The following is a 19419-nucleotide window of genomic DNA, read 5'->3' on the forward strand; positions in this document are numbered from 1 at the left end:
ATAATGCGTAAAATTTTTATCTATATTCTAATCTCCTTACCTTTGTTTATTCCTCTAGCGTATAGTGGTTTTTGGTATTTTTCTGCATTTAAGGTAAAAAGTCTTTTAACTGATTACATTAATGACGAAAAAGTTGATATTTCACATGATTTTAAGGGATTTCCTTTTAACCTAGTTTTTCGTGTAACGAATCCAAAATTTTCTAATGAGCAATTAACTGTTTCATCTGAAGCTTTAGTGATAAAAAACAGATTATTTGATAAGTCAGTATATATCTATATACCAAGCAATAAAGTAAACATTGCTGTCCGTAGTGATGAGAAAAAGAATATAAAGTGTCACACACACGTGAGTAGCCACTTTGTTGTTAAACTAAATGATTTACTATCTTCATTAAAATTCAACAGAAATAGCACTGTAATAGACTATATAGATACATTTCGTTACGAAGATTATGGATTAAAATGTGATGTTTTAGAAAATCAGCAAAGTGTTATAACTGAAGTGAATGATAAAAGTAATTACATTCAATTTCACTTTGATAAAGAACTGAATGAAAATACTAAACTAGAATTTGATTTTTATACTTACCGTTATAAACATACTGCAAGTCCTGAAAATTACCTTAGTGTCGACGCTAAATTAGATTATGAATTTGTAAACCATATTTCAGCTTCTAAGATTAATTTCAACATAGAAAAATTTTTGATTGAGAGTAATAACTTTTCTATTGCTGCGAATGGTGGAGTAAGTAATTACAATTTAGTTACATCTTCATTTGAAGATAAAATCAATGTAGCCATATCAAATTATAAAGAATTAATTTCGTTTGTGACTAATGATTCAAAGACTGCAGATAAATTGGAAAAATCAATATCTTCCTTATCAGAAAAAATCACTGATAACGACATTCAATTTTCAATAAAGTACGACAATAATGTAGGTTCAGGCTTTATTGGAAAATTATCCACTACTGATTTTATCACTCAATTCACCAAGAATGAGAATAGTAATTAGCTTACTTTTTACATTGATATTCCATTTAAGCATAAATGCTTTTACTTTGGATGATAAACTAAGAGACGAAAGTATGGAAGAGCGAGCAAGTAGCTTATTTGCAGTAATAAAGTGTCCAGTATGCTCTGGTGAATTATTATCCGAATCTGAGTCTCAAGTTGCATATGGTATGCGTAAGACAATTCGCAAGAAGATCAGTGATGGATATACTAACGAGCAAATAGTTTCAGAGTTAAAAAATTCTTATGGAGATTCAATTATCATTGTACCACCTGTAAAATCTAGTACCTACATTTTATGGTTTATTCCTTTTATAATTCTTCTTATTGGATGTTTTTTAATACGAAAATCAGTTCAGAAAATAGATAAGGTAGTAAAAAGATAACTATAGAGTAAAAGTGAGTTTACAACAAATGCAAGTAGCTACTATACGAACATGAGTTGGGAGTGTTAAATAAACTGTGTCAAACCGAGAAGTAAAGTAATAAATTGATAAAAAAATGGAGGTTTGACAATGAGTCAAGCAAACAGAACTACCGGTTTGGTAGACTATAAAGAATTAGAAACAAATATCTTATCATCTATACGAGAAGGAAGACCATTGACAGGAAGAGATGGAGCATTAACACCATTTATAAAAAAACTGCTAGAGGGAAGGCGTATTGTGCTATAAAGAATGCAGGAGAGAAATGGACTATGCCTATACATGATTGGGCTTTAACTATCTCTCAACTTGATATCTTTTTTCCTGGTAGGTTAAAAATCGAGTTGAACTAAAAATGCGATTTGACACAGTTTATTTAACACTCCCGAAAATCTACCACTGAACAACAAAATATTCAAGGACAGAGCATATAGCTACTTTTACCGTTATCCCAGTGTTGTAAAACTGGGATAGCACTTTCTACTATGAAAATTATCTAAAATGTTCGTACAGTTTTTACTGAAATTACAACTCACTGCAAATCATATAGCTGGTTTTTGCAGTCCAGAAAAGCTTAATTTATTTTCTTTTAGTGATTAATTTAAGCAATCATATTAATATAGTAAATATTTACTTAATATACTAGTATTTACCTTGACTAAACAATTATAGTGCTGTATGATTTGTACTTAAGCTTTAATAGTGAGGTGTTGATGGACACACAAGAATTAGAAAACTTACAGAAAAGTTCATCAACAAAATCCCAAGATGCTGAGGAGAAAACATCAGAAGAGTTGGAAAGAAATTTAAACCTGAATGAAGCCAATAATAAAGGTCTAAGAGAAGTTGAGTTGAGAAGACAGAGAGTAGCTGAAACAAGTAAACTGGTTGGATCAATGATTGGAGCATTCTTAGGCACAATGATATATTCTAAAATCTATCAAGAATACGAGGGAGAAACATGCATTAATGAATGGTTTTATAGCCGCTGTTTCTTTGGGATTTGGCTTCCTTCTAGGAAAAATTCTACAAATGAAGCTGTTTCTACAAATCTGGAAAACGCTGCTGTTGAACAACCCAATGTGCAACAAACCCTACCCTTATGTATATAAAATGACAAATTTTATAACTAAAAAAGTACTTCCCCATTTTCACAGCACTGCATACAATAGAATTATATTGTAGTGCCTTATACTCATCCTGAGATATAGGAAAACAATCTATACAACATTTTAAGCTGGCTCAGAGCGCTGGCAAACCCAATACCATAATTTACAAGGAGGACTTATGAATAAGAAATTTCTCTATTCACCATTATCAATAAAAAGCATAGAAGAAAACGGAGTATTTTCTGGCTATGCGAGCGTTTTTAATATAGTTGATAAGAAAAATGATCTGATATTACCCGGAGCATTTAAGAACAACTTAAATAAAAGTCAGATAAAACTTCTTTGGCAGCACAACCCAAGTGAGCCTATAGGTAATATTACAGATATTTGCGAAAATGATGTTGGCCTATATATAACTGCACATTTGCTTTTTGGTATTCAAAAAGCAGAGGAAGCATATTTAATGCTCAAAACTGGAACTATTAACGGGCTTTCGATTGGCTATATACCAATAGAGTATGATGTTGATCATGAAAGCGGAGCTCGAGTGTTAAAACAAGTGGAGCTATGGGAAGTTAGTTTAGTCACTTTCCCTGCAAATTTGTCAGCTCAGGTAATCAATGTGAAGAATCATTACAATGAACAAGAAATGTTAGCAAGAGCAATAGAAAAAGCAAATTCTGTGCTTACGAACATGTGTATTTCTACTTAAAATCTATAAAAATTTTCACACAATTTAACATTTATATTATTATTTATTTAATAATTACATTAATATATATAACTTCAATACTTTAAAAATTAGGTAATTTTATGGTAAATACTAAAAATAATATTAATGACGAACCTAGTATTAAACAAAAGGAAAAAAAATATAGCTTATCCACTGTGCTTGCTTGGCTATATCTAAAAACAATCGGACGAATATTGCCAGGGAGATTGAATAAATGGGCAGAGAATATCCTACACCACAATAAAGTTATTGTGAATAATGGAGTTCAAACTGATGCTCCCGAAGTAGTAGATCAAAGTGTTCAAATTTCTGAAGTTGTAGCACAAGAGGTCCAAAGTAAAATAATTAGTGAAGGTAAAACTACATTTAAAGATACAGAAATTCAGACTGAATTTGTTGAGACAGAGGATAAGAATGAAAAATTAAAGGAGCAACTGGAAGGTGTAAGTCAGGCACTCGAAGCATTTATTGGGCTCTGTAATAATCAAGCACAGCAGATTGGAAGCTTACAATCAGGAAATGATTTCTTAGGAGAGAAAAATAGAGAGTTAAAGTCTAAACTTGCAGGACTTAAAAAGAACTATAGTGAATTGGTAGAAATTGCACAAAAAAGAGGAGAAGAATTTTTAGCACAGTTCAAGGAAAAGTCTGAGGAGATATTACATTTGCAGAAAGAATTAATTGAGTGCAGCAAAGAATTTGCAAATAAAATAGAAACGCTCTCAGCAGATATAGAAGAAAAAGATGGGAAAATAGTTAGTTTTACGAAATTCAATGAAGTATTAGAACAAGAGAAAAAGGAAATGGAGAATAAAAATAACGCACAACAGCAAATCATACTTGATCGAGAGGAAAAAATAGACAAACAAGGCGCTTTAATTACTTCACTTACTGATAAAAATAAAGACATAAATGAAACTGTGAGGAAAGATAATGAAAGCCTAAGAGCGCAAAACACAGATTTAGAAAGTAAAGCTATTGAGTGGAAAAACAAATATGATACTAAAATAAAGGAATTAAAAAATCAACTTGAGGAGAAACAAGCAGAATTAGAACAAGCTAAGGAAAAAGATGCTGAATTAGAGGATCTTAGAAAAAAATTGAAAAGTACTCAGCAACAATTAGTGCAAGAAAAGACTAATCTAAAAGATGAATTAAAGGATTCAAGTAGTAAACTAAATGCTGCTAAAGAGGAGAAAAAAGTCTTAGAAAGTGAAGTTGACAAATTGCAGGAAAAATCACAGAAATTAGAAGAAAGTAACGTTGAAATAAAGAAACAAAAGGCAGATTTGGAGGGAAAATTAAAATCTTCACAAGAAGAGAATAAAAAGTTACAAGAACAAGTACAGACATTAGAAAAAGGTAAAGAGTGGGAATCAGCTGGAATAGATGATAGCTTAAAGCAAACTTCTGCAAAGAAAGAGAAGCAGATTGAGCAGTTACAAGAGGAACGTAAGCAAGCAGAATATCAAGCGAAAGCTGATATTACAAAACTACAGGAAGAAAAAAGAGGTCTGTTAGTTAAAATAGATAGCTTAAAGGAAAATTTGTCAGTTGCGCAAGAACAGTTACAGAAACAACTAAAGTTAAATAATCAAGAGTTACTGGAATTGAAAAAAGAGAAGAGAAATGTTGATACAAAGTTAGAAGATATGGATAAAAAAACTAAAGAGGTAGATGCAATTAGTATAGCATCTACTACAAAAAAAACACTTTTTCATTCTATGAAGTCAAGCTTTTCAAATGGTTCTTATGATCTTTTCAGTAATAAGAAGCTCAAGGAATTTTTATCTCATAAAAATAGAGAGTTGAAAAAAGGTTTTCCTGAACTTGAAGGAAAACACTTTTGCCATAACGTGCTTGGTGAAACTATAAAATCTCTATCAAATCGGGAACGTTCAAAAAAGTGTGTCAAGCCGCATTTTTAGTTCAACTCAATTTTCAATCTATCTGGAAAGAAAATATCAAGTTGAGACATAGTTAAAGCCCAATTAGGGAGAGCCATAATCCACTTTTGCTCTACCTTTTTTATAGCACAATATACCTGTTTGTACAAGGCATTTGTACTAGTAAATGAACCCTTAGTTTTAGTAAATTTCGGGAACGTTCAAAAAAGTGTGTCAAACCGAAAAAAAAGTAATAAATTGATATAAAAAATGGAGGTTTGATATGGGTCAAGCAAATAGAACTACTGGTTTGGTAGATTATAAAGAATTAGAAACAAATATCCTGTCATCTATACGAGAAGGAAGACCATTGACAGGAAGAGATGGAGCATTAACACCGTTTATAAAAAGGTTGCTAGAGGCAAGTCTGGAAGGTGAAATAGAAAGCCACATGTCAGCTAAAAGTGAAGAAAATAACCGAAGAAATGGAAGGAATGCAAAAACTTTACGTACAAGTTCAGGCTCATTTGAACTATTAACACCAAGAGACAGAGAAGGAAGCTTTGAACCGCAAATAGTCAAAAAAAGGCAAACAAGCCTACATCCAGAACTTGAAGCAAAGGTCTTAAGCACATATGCCAGTGGCATGGGATACAGAGATATAGCTTCACATGTTGAGGAAATATATGACCACAAAATATCAGCAGCAGAGATATCCAGTATTACTGATAAACTGCTACCAGTAATCAATGAATGGCGCAGCCGCCCACTGCAATCAGTGTATCCAATAGTGTTTATGGATGGCATGTTCTTTAAGGTCAAGGAGGACGGACATTGTATAAGTAAATGCATGTATAATATATTGGGCATAAATCAAAATGGCAGAAAAGAAGTATTAGGTTTTTATTTGGCTGAAAGTGAAGGAGCTAACTTCTGGTTGGGAGTTCTAAATGACCTAAAAGAGCGAGGAGTAGAAGATATTCTAATTGCCTGCATTGATGGGCTAAAAAGCTTTCCTGCGGCTATAAATAGTGTGTTTCCTAAGGCAGAAGTACAGCTATGTATAGTGCATCAGATAAGGAATTCACTGAAATATGTATCTAGCAAAGATGTAAAAGTTTTCATGAATGATTTGAAAAAAATATATCGTGCTTCAAGTAAAGAGATCGCTGAGAATTATCTGCTTGAGCTGGAAGAAAAATGGGGAGAGAAGTATCCTTTAGTTATAAAATCCTGGCAGAACAATTGGGAAAACTTATCCAGTTATTTTAAGTATTCTGGGCAAGTTAGGAAGCTGATTTACACCACCAATCCAATTGAGGGGTTGCATAGACAAATCAGGAAATTTACTAAAACTAAGGGTTCATTTACTAGTACAAATGCCTTGTACAAACAGGTATATTGTGCTATAAAAAAGGTAGAGCAAAAGTGGATTATGGCTCTCCCTAATTGGGCTTTAACTATTTCTCAACTTGATATTTTCTTTCCAGATAGATTGAAAATTGAGTTGAACTAAAAATGCGGCTTGACACACTTTTTTGAACGTTCCCGTGCAACCAGCGCATAAAGATCATTTATTCCTTTTTTCATTGCTTCAAGCTCATTCATCGGTACAGCATGAATAGCATTATTCACTATTTTTACCCCTTCTTTTTCTCCGTTTTTCCATGTCTGATGAATGTAGCAGAGCAAAAGTTGTCCGCTAGGTGCTTTAGGCATTGATGGTCGCCAAGGGTGAGCTATACCTTTTATTCTCCTTACTGCTCCTTTGCTATCGATAGTAATTAAATCATAGCGTGGCATTTTCCAGGTGTAATCAATCAGAACCAGACTGTTATCAACGGCACCTCTTACTTTACATCCCTCTTCATTTATATCTTCAGGACTTACCTGAGTGCGACAGCGATAGGTTATAAGGTAACTACTTCCAGGTGCTGGTTCTTTGCCGGGTAATGACCAATCAACGTTTCCTGCATTTAACTTATAGTCTATACTATTTTCATAAATAACATTGCCTTGTTTAATTTGAATAATCTCAAGTACCGCAGAGTCAGGTATTGGATCAACAGCTCCTGAGTATGAACCGTGAGTAATGGTAATGGTTTTTTGAACAGTTATATCTACTTTTTTAATTTCACTTATTGGAAAATCATTCACCTTCAGTTCCATTACTCTTTGGCTATTTGGCTGAAAAGTATGTGGTTCTGATTCAACTGATTTTATATCTGGATCGTCATCAAAAGAAACACGAATACTGTGAGGAAGTTCAATCTCATAGCCATCAACATGAGCTTTGCCCTCATTAATCACAAATATTTTTTTCCCCTTTTCGTCCCCTTCTTCTCTCTGCAAACAAATTACTTCTAGACCGTTTACTACGTAAGATCCATTTGCTTCTTTATCATAACGAGCAAGAGCTGTAGTTACTATGTTTGCTTGTGGTGGCGGTGAATGTTCTATTAATACTCCATTTTCAATGTTATAAATTGGATAAAATTCTCCTTCAGAAAAACGTGGAGAAAGACCTTCTGCTTGATAACCCCAAATGGTGGAAACTTTAAGCCTTGCAGCTCCTACTTCCTGATAGTTTCTTGTACCAACTGCAGGATCACGAAGATTTTCGTCCTCAAGTTCTGTAATTGTAGATTCTAGATAATAAACACCTATACGAACTGTGGTACTCAGTGGAATAACAAACTCTTCTTTTTCGACTTTTCTAACTGCTCCACGAAGATAGATTTTTCCTCTTTCAAGTGTAACTTTACCAGTTTCTCTATCTATAATACAATTACTTCCTGTTACAACATCACCATCACGAAATATTGCATCTCCTATGCCTTTAAGCTTAGAAAGAGCATACTCCTGAGTTTCATTTAATTCTGCAGACTGTAAACCTCTTCCTGCCAGGAACAAGCTTTTTTCGTATTCTTTGTCAGGATTAAAACGGTTATAATAGGCGTTTAAAGTCATTTTGTTTCAAAAAGTTACAACAAATGAAAAAGTTTCCCGAGTTGCAGATGTTCTGATAAGTGGTACGGTATGTTCCAAAACCAATAAAATCCCATGGTCTTCTATATCTTGAGGTTCAAAATATCTCTGTCCTTCAGGTAATTCTTTTTTTACTTTAGTACCAACCATAACCCCTAGCTCTCTGATTACTCGATTTGCTGCATCCGTGAAATCGAAAGTGAATTTGAGAAAAAGATTATTGGTTGGTACATCAGAAGGCCTAAACCTTCCAGAAGGAGTTATAAGTTCGCCGTTTTCATCACCTGTGCAGAATAGCACTTCATCTGCAGTACGTCTGCCAAGTTCATTCAAGAGCTTTATAGAATTTATAGGTTCAGGTGGTGTGCTTTGAATGTACTCTATGGTAACTTTATCACTTACTGGAATAGAGCTATTTTCCGTACGTTTAATTACACCAGTACTGCTATCAACTGTATAGTCAACACTTGGCTGATGCATTGTTTGTCCTGTAACAACCTTCACATCTTTAACAGGTTGATGATCAAGTTTTATTTCACCCTTAACGAAAGTTTTTTCTACTTTATGGCTATTTCCAGAGCTTCCATCACCACTTCCCCAAGCAAGATGGATAGATTGCTTTTTTATGCTGGCTGCTATTGCTGCTCTGCCTGATTGCGTTAGAATTGACATTATCTGTTTTCAACCCTCCTATTATATATAATCGCTTTTTCTCTTCAATTTGTTCAATTTTTTTTTATTATTTTTTTATGGTAGTATTGACGCAACTGTTTAATATACTACAGTTGTCATAATATTTTTTCTTTTGGATAATGATTGCCAATCAAGAATTCTGGGAAGATGATCTTGAAGTTCCTGCTACTGAGTTACTATTGAGTTTTCAAAATCCTGATTTGTGCAAAAGTTGGATTAACTCTCTTAATAATAAGCAATTAAATGTTATTCTTAAACAACACTTCAATTATCAACAGCATTTGTTTGATAATAGTCCTTATTATGACTATAGGTCAGTTCAGCAAAAGCGTAAATTCCTTATCGACAGCAACCTTGATTATTTACCTAATTATTATTTAATCAGCTACTTTAGCCGTTTGAAGTCTGATTCAGCCATAATTGAGATAGCAAAGCCTATATTGAGTGGCGATGTAAAATATGATAAAAAATCTATACTATTTACTCTCTTTCTTATTGACCATAACTTGCTGAAGCACGTCTTTCTTTTTAATAAAGTTCAAAAAAGAAGTTTTTCATCATTTATTTTAAATAATCCTCCAAGACAAAGACAGAGCTCATTTAAAGATTTTTTGTCGAAAGAGGTACTGCGAGAGATATTAACTCAACATGATTCTCTAGCAAATGACAACTTTGAAAGTAAGTTCAAAGGTTTTTTTTACTACCAAGACCGCATTTACTTATTTATACGTCGTGCTAGTGATTCAGACCTGGTACTTAGCTCAAACCAAGTAATACACGGTTACAAACCTGACTGGATTATTCTTGACTTCTCTTTAAATAGCAATCAGGTAAATTTGTGTACTAAAAACCTCAAACGTGGCTTAGAAATAGCAAACAGCATTGCCAGTCGATATTTTCAACGTGAATGCTCATTTATTAATCTACGTAATCAGAATAAAGTTGCCCAAGTGCGTACATTCTTGACTGACTGTGTACATGAATTAATAAAAGACATCAAATTAATTGAATTAAAGTTTACGTCACCTGAACCAAGCACTTATTTTACATTAAACACAAATTCCATAGAAAAGTGGTTAAAGGTGTTAGAGCCTTCAATTGGCAGTATAATCTACAATATTAGTCTTGTTCAACATATAAAGGTGATATTTAGAAACAAAAAAGTTACTCTATCTTTTCATGCCAATACAGACTATATAGCGATCAATTATTCAGAACACGTACTTGATAAAAAAGAACGTGAAGATTTTAAGTTAATGTTTTCCAATACTTATGGACTTACCATTCTGTCAAAAGCAAAATCCAACTTTCTACAGGCAAATAGTTACTAATCTGCTACGGTGGAGTGACTCTTATGATACACCTAGCAGAGATTATTTAGAAGTTGCACAATACCTGTCAAGTCTTGGGTTTGTAAATTTAAGAGAATATTACTTTATAATCTGTGCTAATGATGAAGATGAGTTTGATTTTCATGTAATAAATCCTTTCTGCAACAATAGATTAGAAATTGTCAGCGATTATGATGAAGATTATGATAACCCAATAATGTGTGACCTCTGTGAACGTGATATTTTACCTGATACTTATAAAAAACAGCGTTACTTTTCTTTAGAGGTAAAAGTTAATCATTTGAAAGTTATAGAATGGTTTGAAAAGCAATTAGCAAGTTTAAAGATTACTTGTAATAAAGTAGCAACCGGAGTTTATTATGTTATTGTTGACACAAGCCTTATCAGCTTAATTATTCCCGAATGCTGTCCTGATAACTCATACTCTGCTGTGGATAAGTTAAAAACCACCCCTACTGCTTTAATAACTTTTAATAAGGAGAGTCTTAAGCCACCACTGAATCTACACATTGTTCCTATAGCAGATCTAATTTGCGAAGATCAAAGTTTAAATGAAGTATTGCATCAAACAGTAGAAAAAGGAGTACCAGAATTATTACCTAATGTTTCTTTTCAGGCATTCAATTGCTATTCTTACATTCCATTGCAACAGACTAAGTCTACTCCAGCAGAAAAGACTTTTCAGCTCCATATTAAAGGCAATGACATTTGTGTTAATGGTATAGGAGTTATCGAAACACAGTCAAAGTCTGGAAGAATATTTTTTATTTTCTTAGATCAATTTTTTCATGACTTTAAAAGTGGAATTTCTCCAGAGCAATACAAAACTTTAAACGTTGGAGAAATTGCAAATCGCTTAGAAAACATTCACGATGTTGAACAACAAATTCGCAAACCAATAAATAGAATGCAAAAAACTATAGCAGAGAAATTGGCTATAACTTTAGGTTTAAATGTCAAAAAAGACGATATTATTCAAACTCTGCCATGGTCAGGGATAGGTACTAAGGAATATGGCTACAGGCTTAATCCTTTTACTATTGTTCTTAAAAAATGAGTGTTATTAAATATCTCTCCTCGTTAAATGCTCAGCCACTTTCATAACTTTTACGCGCTCTGGTATTTCTTTTTCATAGAATTTAATATAACCTGAAGCAACTAATGCGTTAACATATCTACGAATGGAATGACAACTCTTCAAACCAAATGTATCTTCAAATAAATAGCAAAATTGGCTTTTAGTATAAAATTTTCCCTTAGCTGCTCTCTCATTAATTAACCGTAAAATGATGTCATAACTTTTTTTTCGACGTTGTTTTACAGTTGGTTTTTCTGATACAGTTTGCCAACTGTCATTTACTTTTTCGATCTGCATAGGTAAAATAGATTTACCATTTCTAAGTTCAAATATCAATTGACGAGTATTTTGTTCTCCGTTTGGCTTGATCATCATTATCCCTGAAGTATAAAAACTTCTTAAAGCCGATGCTCCGCTAAAGTTTTGAAATGGTTCCTCTACTAATGACTTTTTCGATACCTTGTTAGTATTGTGCGTTAAAATGATTCCACAACTAGGGTTTGTTATAGACCTCAATTTTTCAACTCTATCTTTTAAAAAACAAAACATCGAGCTATTACTATTTTCTCCTTTATATTGATTGAAATCAAAAACACCACGTAGTGTATCTATAGCAATGATATCAACTGTTTTAACGTCTAGTCTCTCTGCTATAATATCTTTTACTTCTTCTACTCCTTGAGAATTCAAAAGTAAGCTTGTTTTTGGTGTAATAATTAAATTTTTTGATATTAATTCTAGAGATTTATCATCAAATTTCAATTGTTGTAGCCGTTCCTTAATGTAGGGATATTCAAGATCAGTTTGAAGATAAAAGATCTTTAATGGTCTAATTGGAACCATACTCAAAAACGGTAGTCCCGCTGACAGATGTGCTAACCAAGAAAGCAGTAGATCAGTCTTGCCAACCTTTGGAGCTCCTCCAAGTAGTAAAAGTCCTCCAGGAGTAAGAATTCTCGGTAAAATTATATCCTCTGGTGATGGAGATTTATCATTTAGATAATGACTAGCAGGAAATGCTTTTTTCTCAGATAATACACTTAAACTTTCACGGTTCTCAGATGATATACCTAAACTTTCAGGATTCTCACAGGACATACCTAAATTGTCTAGTTCCACTGCTACTTTTTTAACATATTGTTCATCTTTTTCCGGCCAAATTATTATATGCTTATCTGTTAGCATAGACCAATCCGTTTTCTCAATATCATCATCTATTGCAGTTGTTGCTGTAAAACCTCTCTTTATTAAACTATCAGCACGGTTTTCACCTTTAACTATAATCACTTCATCAGACTTAATAATACCGGGAATGTTATATAATGGCTTCAGACCATTCCTAGAGGTTCTTAGATTCCATATATGTCTATAATTGTTTTTATACAAATAAACATAAGCTATAGCCTCATTATTTTTATCAAGGTAGCTATATTTTGCTATTATACGCTCACTAAGCCACTTGGTTATAAGGCTGGTAATCTCAGAAAAATCAGTTTTATTGGTTATTATGCTCCAGAGTTCAATAATATCTCCGTTAGTTTTCTTATCACAGTTATACCAAGTGCCAGTTTGCTTACCTTCTGCCACTACCATCAAGTGGTCTTTATTAATATTTCCAGAATAGAACCCATAACCAAATTTACCACCAGGCAATAAGTAAGACAGACACTCTTTAATATTGTGAGCCAATAACATTTTTATCTCTTGTCTTGATTCAGTAATGCAAAACTCCATGTAACCTCCGATTAATTTACTATAAAAATAGTTGCAATTTATTTAGAATGGTATCCAATCAGCGTCTGAATTTTTCTCTTGTTCAGGAGTAATGACCGTAGCAATTCTGTTCCTATCTCCATAGGTATTATTAGCCTCAATGCCTACTTTTGCTGTGAACTCCAGGCCGTTTAAATCTGCAATTGAGTTGATTTTTCGCGCAAGAACTGCTTTTTCTGATGTGTCATTTGTATGAATATTACGAGCTGACTCTAAAATACTGCGAATCATAGAACGTCCAGATTCTCCCCAAGTATCTTCTTTACCTTCTGATTTGCCACTTTTAATACCAATTATTTGGTAAATCTTACATTTTGCGTATGGACCTTCAATGACGGTAAATTCAGCGTTTAAATAGATGTTGCCAGTATCATAGCTTTTAGTGAACCAATTTTCGTAACCACCAGGCTTAATTGCCATTTTTACCTTGACTATTGTACCTTTAGGTATTAAACTACTCTGTAGTTTCGCATTATTGAAATCAGTTAAAAAATCTTGCAGCATAAGTTGCCCCCTATATATCAATTGATTTTTAAAAAAAGCTCAGTTATTCCATTGATCAAGAAGCTGCCAGCTACCGTTGATCTTATCGATAAGTTTATTTGGCACACGTTCACCATTGCGTAGCTCAAATACTATTTGACGTCTGGTACTTTCCTCATCATAAGCAACCATCACCATGCCAGTAGTGTAAAATCCCCTGAGAGATCCAGCACCACTTAAGCCCTGAAATGGATCTTCTTCGAGCATTTTCTTGGATAATTTTTTCGTGTGATGCGTTAATATTATTCCAGCATTTGGGTTAATAGCATTACGTAGTTTTTCAAGAGTTTTTTGCAGAAAGAATAGCATAGCGCTATTATCGTTTTCATTGCCATACTCACTACTAAAGATTTTGCGCAGAGGGTCCACTGCCAAAATATCAGGCTTAAAGCGTTCCTTCGCAATTTCTTTTATGTAATTTATTTCTTCATGGCAAAATGATAAATGCACTTTTGGCGTAATTATTAGGTTATTAGCAGCTATTGCCAAAAGTTCTGGATCAAGTTGAAGACATTGCAAACGTTCCTTCATATATTCGTATTCAATTTCAGTTTGCATGTAGAAGATTTTCAAAGGTCTACTTGGAGTCATACCAAGAAAAGAAACACCTGCAGCCATATGGACAAGCCAAGAGATCAAAAAGTCACTTTTACCTATTTTAGGAGGGCCACCTAGAACCAATAAACTTCTCTGAGTTAAAATTCTTGGTGAGACGATGTCTTTCGGTATAGGTGATTGGTCATTCAAATATTCTTTCATACTGAAAAAGGGAATCTTTTGACCAGTAGTTAAAAAGTCTTGTAACATATGTAACCTCCAAAAGTTAGTTGTGTGGCATAAATTGAGTAGAAGTAGAAAAGGTTTTAGTTTTGATTTTTGTAAGTAATTTACCTAAATGCGGCTCTTCAACCATATCAAGGCAACCACTACGATCTTTAGCAGGATATCCCCAAGAATTAATAGTATGGCAAACAAAGGAACGTACCTCTGTACCATCATCCTTCTTGATGCTTACCATGCTAATTACTTCATCAACAATACCAGGTATTTCACTGGCAGTTTTAGCTCCTTCGCATTGTGGTAGCCAAGTTGGGCGATTGAAGTCATCTAAATATTGACCTAACGTACCAACTGTAATGATATCTTTATTGGGAATATGTTGAAACTGATTGAGCCAAGCCATCATTTCTTGAGCAAGTAACCCGTATGCAGCTCTCATGTCTTGTTTGCCATTTCTGTCAGAGAAAGCTTCTGGTTGCATTTTTGCCCATAAAAGACATAACCGCGAGGCTACTGTAATACTGTCGATAAAAATACAGCTATATTTAGAGAATTCTAGATCTTTGTACTTACTGAATACATGCTCATAGTGTCTTTGACTATATGCTGAATCAGATTTTAATGCAGGATTAGGTCCACCAATTAGGCAGGCAATATCGCGAGCTTGATTCCAGGTACGAATACTTATAGAATCCCCTTGCCAATCTTGAACAGCAAGTAGCCCAGCTTCAAAATCAAGACAAAGTGTCGGTTCATTCAAAGTTTTAAGCAGACTGGTCTTACCAATTCCATATGGTCCGAAGATTACTATCTTCACACCTGTTACCATTTTTACTCTTTGTTCACTATTTATTATTTTTAAAGTCATAGTTTTATTACCCCTTCATAATATGTAATCGCAAAATGACGACGATTTGTTCAAAAATTTTCATAAATACATTTTGAGATGAGCAAATTTAGCGCGTATTTGTTCTCTAATGTCATAGATGGTTGTTCTAGATATTCCATGTATTTCTGCGATTTCAGAGATACTATGAGATTCAAGCTGATAACAAATGTCCTGCCAGAGCTTTGGTAGTTTTGAAATTGCTTCGTTTATATCAACACTAGCTGCTACTTTATCTGCAAAATTACTATTTTCATCAATAACATCATCCAAGTCAGTAATATCAACAAATGCTACGCCTGCTTTACTACCACGTTTAGCACAGGATTGTTTGCGTAGAAGGCTTATTGCATGGTTTTTTATGACACTATGAATAAATGCATTTCTACCACTTTCTTCACCATTATACTGGCTTAAATCAGACCAAGTTTCACATAAGAGCTGCTGCTTTATATCTTCAATATCAGAATTAACACAGCATTTATAAGATTTAATTTGTCTAGCACGTTTTCGTATTTGTTTAATGATTGAAGGATCAATACCAGGATATTTATTTTTAGATTGCATATAGCACTCCATGAAAGATTGAAAGGAATAAGGATGAAGGGTTTTAACCTCACTTTGTACGGCATGGGAAAAATTCGTTCCCCCATATGAAAAAATAAAACTATTGATATTCTGGCCTTTTTTCTTGAAGCATCCCCCATGTGAAAAATTTGTTCAGACATGGTTCGGTGAAAAGAAGAAAAATAGGTTGATCCAATAAGATTTCTACTAAAGAATTAAAGATTTTATAAAACTTTTTTAACCCTATAAAGAAAGGTGAATTTTTTTGTCAGGCTTGTAAGAAATTTCTTTACAAACAACAAGCGTTATTGCATAGAGGTGGTATAATTCATTACAGAATCGTCTTGAAACGCAATTGAAGGTCATTTTATTTTTTTCTAAGCATTTGTTTAACCGCTTCTTTCTGGAGCATCTAAAATTCATAGTCCTCTATAATAATTATACCGGATTAGTCACAACTTTTTCCGGAAATTTTTCAAAAAAAGTTTAAATAATTTTAAAATTGGTTCGATAAAGCTCATCAAAAAGACAAAAATGATTAGGCCTTTTAAATCTACTAAAGACTTTGATTTTAAAACTCAGCATGTTTATCCTTCCACTGTTTGTTAGGTTTTTTATGTTCTTTCAAGTTAATTCAGCTTTAAAAAAAATTTCTTTATAACTAAAATAAAACATGATAAAGTTGGGTAGGAATCTTTTGCGAAGTTAAAATGTAGTGTTAATTGCCTTTTAATCGGTTTTAATGTGGTTTATAAGCGTTCTTTAGTTCAAGGTAGTATAATTGACCTTAAAGTCGTAGAATCTTTTAAAAACGCTATTGTCAGTCATTTGTTCTTTTTTATTCAATTTAAATATCTTAGTAATATTTTTGTAGTCTTTTTACTTTCATTAACATTTTATACTGTTTGTAATTTACTATTATTTATATTTATTATTACTTTTATTTATTACTCATATATATTATATAATAATATAAGGGTTTTAGGAACGTAGAATCAGCCATAATGGCCAACTTTAGAGGGGTGCTTTCTAGGAACACTTTTAGGAATAGAGAGTATAAAGTTTAGGTTTCTAGAGGTATTTTTCATTCCTTAATTTCTGATTACTGATTCAGTAACGCAGGAATAGGAACATAATTCAATTATTAGTGGTATGATTTTTTATATATTCTATCAACTTCTAGTTGAAGTTATAATATATAATGTATTCCAATGCTTGTAATAAAAAAATAGGGTAAACCCTCAGATGCTTGAAGAGCTTACCCGTAATTTTATCTACAACTAATTTTGTTATTGGAAAGACAAATAGAACATATTATGAATTTGCTTAAACTCTTCAATTATAGTCAAAAAGGGCTGTTTCTAATTTGTCTTGTTAGAAATGAGATTTGGTATAATACCTTCAGCTCCATGAGTAAATTTTCCAACACCACGAGCAAAAGGGCCTTCTCTAACATCAAGCCATTTATCTTCTCTCGAGCCTGTAGACATTCCTTTTACTAACTTCTTTGTTTGTAGAAGTTCTTGTACTATACGCTCTAGTCTATCTCTCCCTAGACCATGAAGAATATCAGGTAATCTGTGCCGTTGTTTGTATACTCCTGTATTTCCTGTATGAGTGAATGGATGCCCTGCAACAGCAGATCTTGCAATTGCATCAACAAGATACATTTTAAGGTCTTTTTCACTAGCATTTTTACCTTTTAGTTGCACTGTTATATCTTCTAATAGCCCTGTTTCTTGGTTTCTCAGGTAAGTACGTACAGTTCGGTCAGCTAAACCATTTGCCTTAACAACTGCTCCATAAAATAACGCATTCTGTCTTGGAGCTTCTCCTATTGATTGAAAGATCTCTGGCTTAGCTGTACCTTCTACTGGCCAAAAAGCATATGAGCATCTGACACCATTAACAAGAGCAGATGTGCCTCTAATTGCATCACGTGCTTGTTCAGCAGTTAATATAGGCTTTTCTCCTTTTGGTTTTCTCAGATGATGAGCAGTAACTATCGAAGCTCCGGTACTACATGCTAAATCAGACAATAAACACATTAGATAATCTCCTACAGCAGGATCAGCATTTATGTCTGCATGAATAAACGATGCAAGAGGATCAAACACAACTAATTTCAGATCTTTAATTTTATCAAGTTGTTTTATTATAGACTCAAATTCAGGCGAAACTTCAATAATTTTACCACGAATACTTCTCAGTATTGTCAGTGATCCTCTTACGTTTGGTAGTGGTACTATAAACAGCTTATCTTTAAATTTTAATCTTTTACATTCAGGATCAAGACGTTCAAGCCGACGGTGTACCTCGCCTGCATCATCTTCTGCTGAAAAGATTACTACTGATCCATGTTCAGTAACAGGTGAACCAAAACCACATATCTGATCTGTGTCACTTGCAACCTTAAGCGCCAAATCGAGGAGTAGCATACCCTTACCTGTATCTCCCATAGCAGCTACTATTGAAGTAACACCCAAAGGAAATATTCCTTCAACAAGAAACTTTTGCTCTGGTACTGGACCTACAAAACGATCTGCACTCCAGTCTAAAATGTTCAGTGGTGGTCTAATAATTACCTTTTTCAAGTTATTTTCAATGAAGTCAGAAACATTTGTGTTTTCTTGTACATAGTCCGCAGCATCCCAACCTTTTGGTTTACCTTCTGGAATTTTGACTATAGAAAGCGATGCAATACCTAAGCTGAGAAGTTTTGTAGTAGCATTTTCAGCATATTGTTTACCAGGCTCATCGTTATCCGGCCAAATAACAATATGCTTGCCTTTAAGTTGTGACCAGTCAGTTTTGTCCGCATCTGCATTTGCTCCAGACATTGTGGTTGTTGCAGTAATTCCTTTTTCTATTAGTGCTTCTGCGCATTTTTCACCTTCAACAAGAATGATTTTATCAGACTTCAAAATACCAGGGATATTGTATAGTGGTCTTGTATCAGGTGCTTTATAACTCAACGTTTTAACATTAAAAGGCTTGTATACTTTTTTCTTTCCAGGAAAATCAGAACGGTAAACTTTTACAATCACCTGACCATTTTCATCATAATAATTCCAACTGTAGGTAATAAATTTCTCAAAGTCTTCGTCAATGTATTGCTTCTCTGTATATTTTTTGTTATACCCAAGCCACTCAGCTATAGAAGCCATTATCTCATGAAATTCTGTTTTGGAGTGTACTTCTGCCCAAAGATCAATAATATCACCACCTTGATTTGTTGCAAAATCTTTCCAAAGCCCAGCTTTACTACCAGTTAATTCTACTACTAAACTTTTTCCTCGATTACCATGTACATCACCTACATAAAACCTATTACCATGAAAAACCCCATTTGGTAGCAAGTAAGAAAGACAAGATCTGAGATCGGCCAGAAGCCTTAATTTTATGTTCGCTGTTTCTTCTGATGATGGTAGATAACTTTGTGAAATAGTATTGTTGAAATCGCATGAAATATTCATAAATTCTCCATTAAAACTTATCAGGGATTTTTTCTGTTTCCTCATAAGTAATTAATCGCAAAATGAAATGAATTTGTTCAGCGTAATTTGAAAAAACATAAAAAATAATATTTT

15 protein-coding genes and 3 pseudogenes are annotated in these 19419 nt (G+C 33.5%); 9 read left to right on the plus strand and 9 right to left on the minus strand.

The window, feature by feature from the left end:
• Window positions 1-3 precede the first annotated feature (3 nt).
• The 6 genes and pseudogenes from OOT12_RS02485 to OOT12_RS02515 all read left to right on the plus strand — a co-directional run bounded on the left by OOT12_RS02485 (window position 4) and on the right by OOT12_RS02515 (window position 5211).
• Complete coding sequence (locus OOT12_RS02485) at window positions 4-1017, plus strand: hypothetical protein (RefSeq protein WP_264374757.1); 1014 nt, start codon at window positions 4-6, stop codon at window positions 1015-1017.
• Entirely contained in the window at window positions 1001-1402 is a 402-nt protein-coding gene (locus tag OOT12_RS02490) for a cytochrome c-type biogenesis protein (protein WP_010401557.1), read from the plus strand. The genes OOT12_RS02485 and OOT12_RS02490 overlap by 17 nt, the downstream gene beginning before the upstream one ends.
• 129 nt (window positions 1403-1531) lie before the next feature.
• Window positions 1532-1669: pseudogene (locus OOT12_RS02495) on the plus strand (IS256 family transposase); the annotation flags it as partial.
• Window positions 1670-2154: 485 nt separating this feature from the next.
• Complete coding sequence (locus OOT12_RS02505; protein WP_264374755.1) at window positions 2155-2553, plus strand: hypothetical protein; 399 nt, start codon at window positions 2155-2157, stop codon at window positions 2551-2553.
• A 175-nt stretch (window positions 2554-2728) separates the two neighbouring features.
• Window positions 2729-3262 carry an HK97 family phage prohead protease gene (locus OOT12_RS02510; RefSeq protein WP_264376368.1) on the plus strand — a complete coding sequence of 178 codons (534 nt, stop codon included), beginning with the start codon at window positions 2729-2731 and terminating at the stop codon, window positions 3260-3262.
• Window positions 3263-3363: 101 nt separating this feature from the next.
• Window positions 3364-5211 carry a hypothetical protein gene (locus tag OOT12_RS02515; RefSeq protein ID WP_264685364.1) on the plus strand — a complete coding sequence of 616 codons (1848 nt, stop codon included), beginning with the start codon at window positions 3364-3366 and terminating at the stop codon, window positions 5209-5211.
• On the opposite strand, the pseudogene OOT12_RS02520 reads toward OOT12_RS02515, so the two are convergent.
• A pseudogene (locus tag OOT12_RS02520) lies at window positions 5208-5381 on the minus strand (IS256 family transposase); the annotation flags it as partial. The gene OOT12_RS02515 and the pseudogene OOT12_RS02520 overlap by 4 nt on opposite strands.
• A gap of 71 nt (window positions 5382-5452) precedes the next feature.
• On the opposite strand from OOT12_RS02520, the gene OOT12_RS02525 reads away from it, so the two are divergent.
• The gene (locus OOT12_RS02525) at window positions 5453-6685 is read left to right on the plus strand and encodes an IS256 family transposase (protein ID WP_264685173.1); all 1233 of its coding nucleotides are present in this window, start codon (window positions 5453-5455) and stop codon (window positions 6683-6685) included.
• Between the two features lie 26 nt (window positions 6686-6711).
• Here OOT12_RS02525 and OOT12_RS02530 read toward each other — a convergent pair.
• Window positions 6712-8139: pseudogene (locus OOT12_RS02530) on the minus strand (DUF4815 domain-containing protein); the annotation flags it as partial.
• Between the two features lie 6 nt (window positions 8140-8145).
• On the minus strand, window positions 8146-8829 hold the full coding sequence (locus tag OOT12_RS02535) for a hypothetical protein (protein WP_264377288.1): 684 nt from the start codon (window positions 8827-8829) through the stop codon (window positions 8146-8148).
• A 140-nt stretch (window positions 8830-8969) separates the two neighbouring features.
• Between OOT12_RS02535 and OOT12_RS02540 the strand changes: the two genes are divergently transcribed.
• Both OOT12_RS02540 and OOT12_RS02545 read left to right on the plus strand, forming a co-directional pair.
• Window positions 8970-10181: a hypothetical protein gene (locus tag OOT12_RS02540; RefSeq protein ID WP_007301877.1), complete on the plus strand. Its 1212-nt coding sequence runs from the start codon at window positions 8970-8972 to the stop codon at window positions 10179-10181.
• Complete coding sequence (locus OOT12_RS02545; protein ID WP_007303017.1) at window positions 10123-11259, plus strand: hypothetical protein; 1137 nt, start codon at window positions 10123-10125, stop codon at window positions 11257-11259. The genes OOT12_RS02540 and OOT12_RS02545 overlap by 59 nt, the downstream gene beginning before the upstream one ends.
• Window positions 11260-11265: 6 nt before the next feature.
• Here the strand turns inward: OOT12_RS02545 and OOT12_RS02550 are convergent, their stop codons facing one another.
• The 6 genes from OOT12_RS02550 to OOT12_RS02575 form a co-directional block, all read right to left on the minus strand.
• Window positions 11266-13014, minus strand: coding sequence for an AAA family ATPase (locus OOT12_RS02550; protein ID WP_012482040.1), 1749 nt, complete (start codon window positions 13012-13014; stop codon window positions 11266-11268).
• Window positions 13015-13056: 42 nt separating this feature from the next.
• The gene (locus OOT12_RS02555) at window positions 13057-13557 is read right to left on the minus strand and encodes a hypothetical protein (protein WP_264685365.1); all 501 of its coding nucleotides are present in this window, start codon (window positions 13555-13557) and stop codon (window positions 13057-13059) included.
• Between the two features lie 39 nt (window positions 13558-13596).
• A complete protein-coding gene (locus tag OOT12_RS02560; protein WP_264377289.1) occupies window positions 13597-14403 on the minus strand; it encodes an AAA family ATPase in 807 nt (268 codons plus the stop codon).
• A gap of 16 nt (window positions 14404-14419) precedes the next feature.
• The gene (locus tag OOT12_RS02565) at window positions 14420-15244 is read right to left on the minus strand and encodes an ATP-binding protein (RefSeq protein ID WP_012482039.1); all 825 of its coding nucleotides are present in this window, start codon (window positions 15242-15244) and stop codon (window positions 14420-14422) included.
• A gap of 60 nt (window positions 15245-15304) precedes the next feature.
• A complete protein-coding gene (locus OOT12_RS02570) occupies window positions 15305-15829 on the minus strand; it encodes a sigma-70 family RNA polymerase sigma factor (RefSeq protein WP_264685366.1) in 525 nt (174 codons plus the stop codon).
• A gap of 1361 nt (window positions 15830-17190) precedes the next feature.
• Entirely contained in the window at window positions 17191-19305 is a 2115-nt protein-coding gene (locus OOT12_RS02575) for an AAA family ATPase (RefSeq protein ID WP_264377290.1), read from the minus strand.
• Window positions 19306-19419 lie beyond the last annotated feature (114 nt).

It is taken from the genome of Wolbachia endosymbiont (group B) of Parapoynx stratiotata (assembly GCF_947250635.1).
Classification (GTDB): Bacteria; Pseudomonadota; Alphaproteobacteria; order Rickettsiales; family Anaplasmataceae; genus Wolbachia.

What these genes read in the sequence shown, in the direction of transcription:
- OOT12_RS02485 (WP_264374757.1), top strand. Translation starts at nt 4, where the DNA reads ATGCGTAAAATTTTTATCTATATTCTAATCTCCTTACCTTTGTTTATT.
- OOT12_RS02490 (WP_010401557.1), top strand. Translation starts at nt 1,001, where the DNA reads ATGAGAATAGTAATTAGCTTACTTTTTACATTGATATTCCATTTAAGC.
- OOT12_RS02505 (WP_264374755.1), top strand. Translation starts at nt 2,155, where the DNA reads ATGGACACACAAGAATTAGAAAACTTACAGAAAAGTTCATCAACAAAA.
- OOT12_RS02510 (WP_264376368.1), top strand. Translation starts at nt 2,729, where the DNA reads ATGAATAAGAAATTTCTCTATTCACCATTATCAATAAAAAGCATAGAA.
- OOT12_RS02515 (WP_264685364.1), top strand. Translation starts at nt 3,364, where the DNA reads ATGGTAAATACTAAAAATAATATTAATGACGAACCTAGTATTAAACAA.
- OOT12_RS02525 (WP_264685173.1), top strand. Translation starts at nt 5,453, where the DNA reads ATGGGTCAAGCAAATAGAACTACTGGTTTGGTAGATTATAAAGAATTA.
- OOT12_RS02535 (WP_264377288.1), bottom strand. Translation starts at nt 8,829, where the DNA reads ATGTCAATTCTAACGCAATCAGGCAGAGCAGCAATAGCAGCCAGCATA.
- OOT12_RS02540 (WP_007301877.1), top strand. Translation starts at nt 8,970, where the DNA reads ATGATTGCCAATCAAGAATTCTGGGAAGATGATCTTGAAGTTCCTGCT.
- OOT12_RS02545 (WP_007303017.1), top strand. Translation starts at nt 10,123, where the DNA reads ATGGACTTACCATTCTGTCAAAAGCAAAATCCAACTTTCTACAGGCAA.
- OOT12_RS02550 (WP_012482040.1), bottom strand. Translation starts at nt 13,014, where the DNA reads ATGGAGTTTTGCATTACTGAATCAAGACAAGAGATAAAAATGTTATTG.
- OOT12_RS02555 (WP_264685365.1), bottom strand. Translation starts at nt 13,557, where the DNA reads ATGCTGCAAGATTTTTTAACTGATTTCAATAATGCGAAACTACAGAGT.
- OOT12_RS02560 (WP_264377289.1), bottom strand. Translation starts at nt 14,403, where the DNA reads ATGTTACAAGACTTTTTAACTACTGGTCAAAAGATTCCCTTTTTCAGT.
- OOT12_RS02565 (WP_012482039.1), bottom strand. Translation starts at nt 15,244, where the DNA reads ATGACTTTAAAAATAATAAATAGTGAACAAAGAGTAAAAATGGTAACA.
- OOT12_RS02570 (WP_264685366.1), bottom strand. Translation starts at nt 15,829, where the DNA reads ATGCAATCTAAAAATAAATATCCTGGTATTGATCCTTCAATCATTAAA.
- OOT12_RS02575 (WP_264377290.1), bottom strand. Translation starts at nt 19,305, where the DNA reads ATGAATATTTCATGCGATTTCAACAATACTATTTCACAAAGTTATCTA.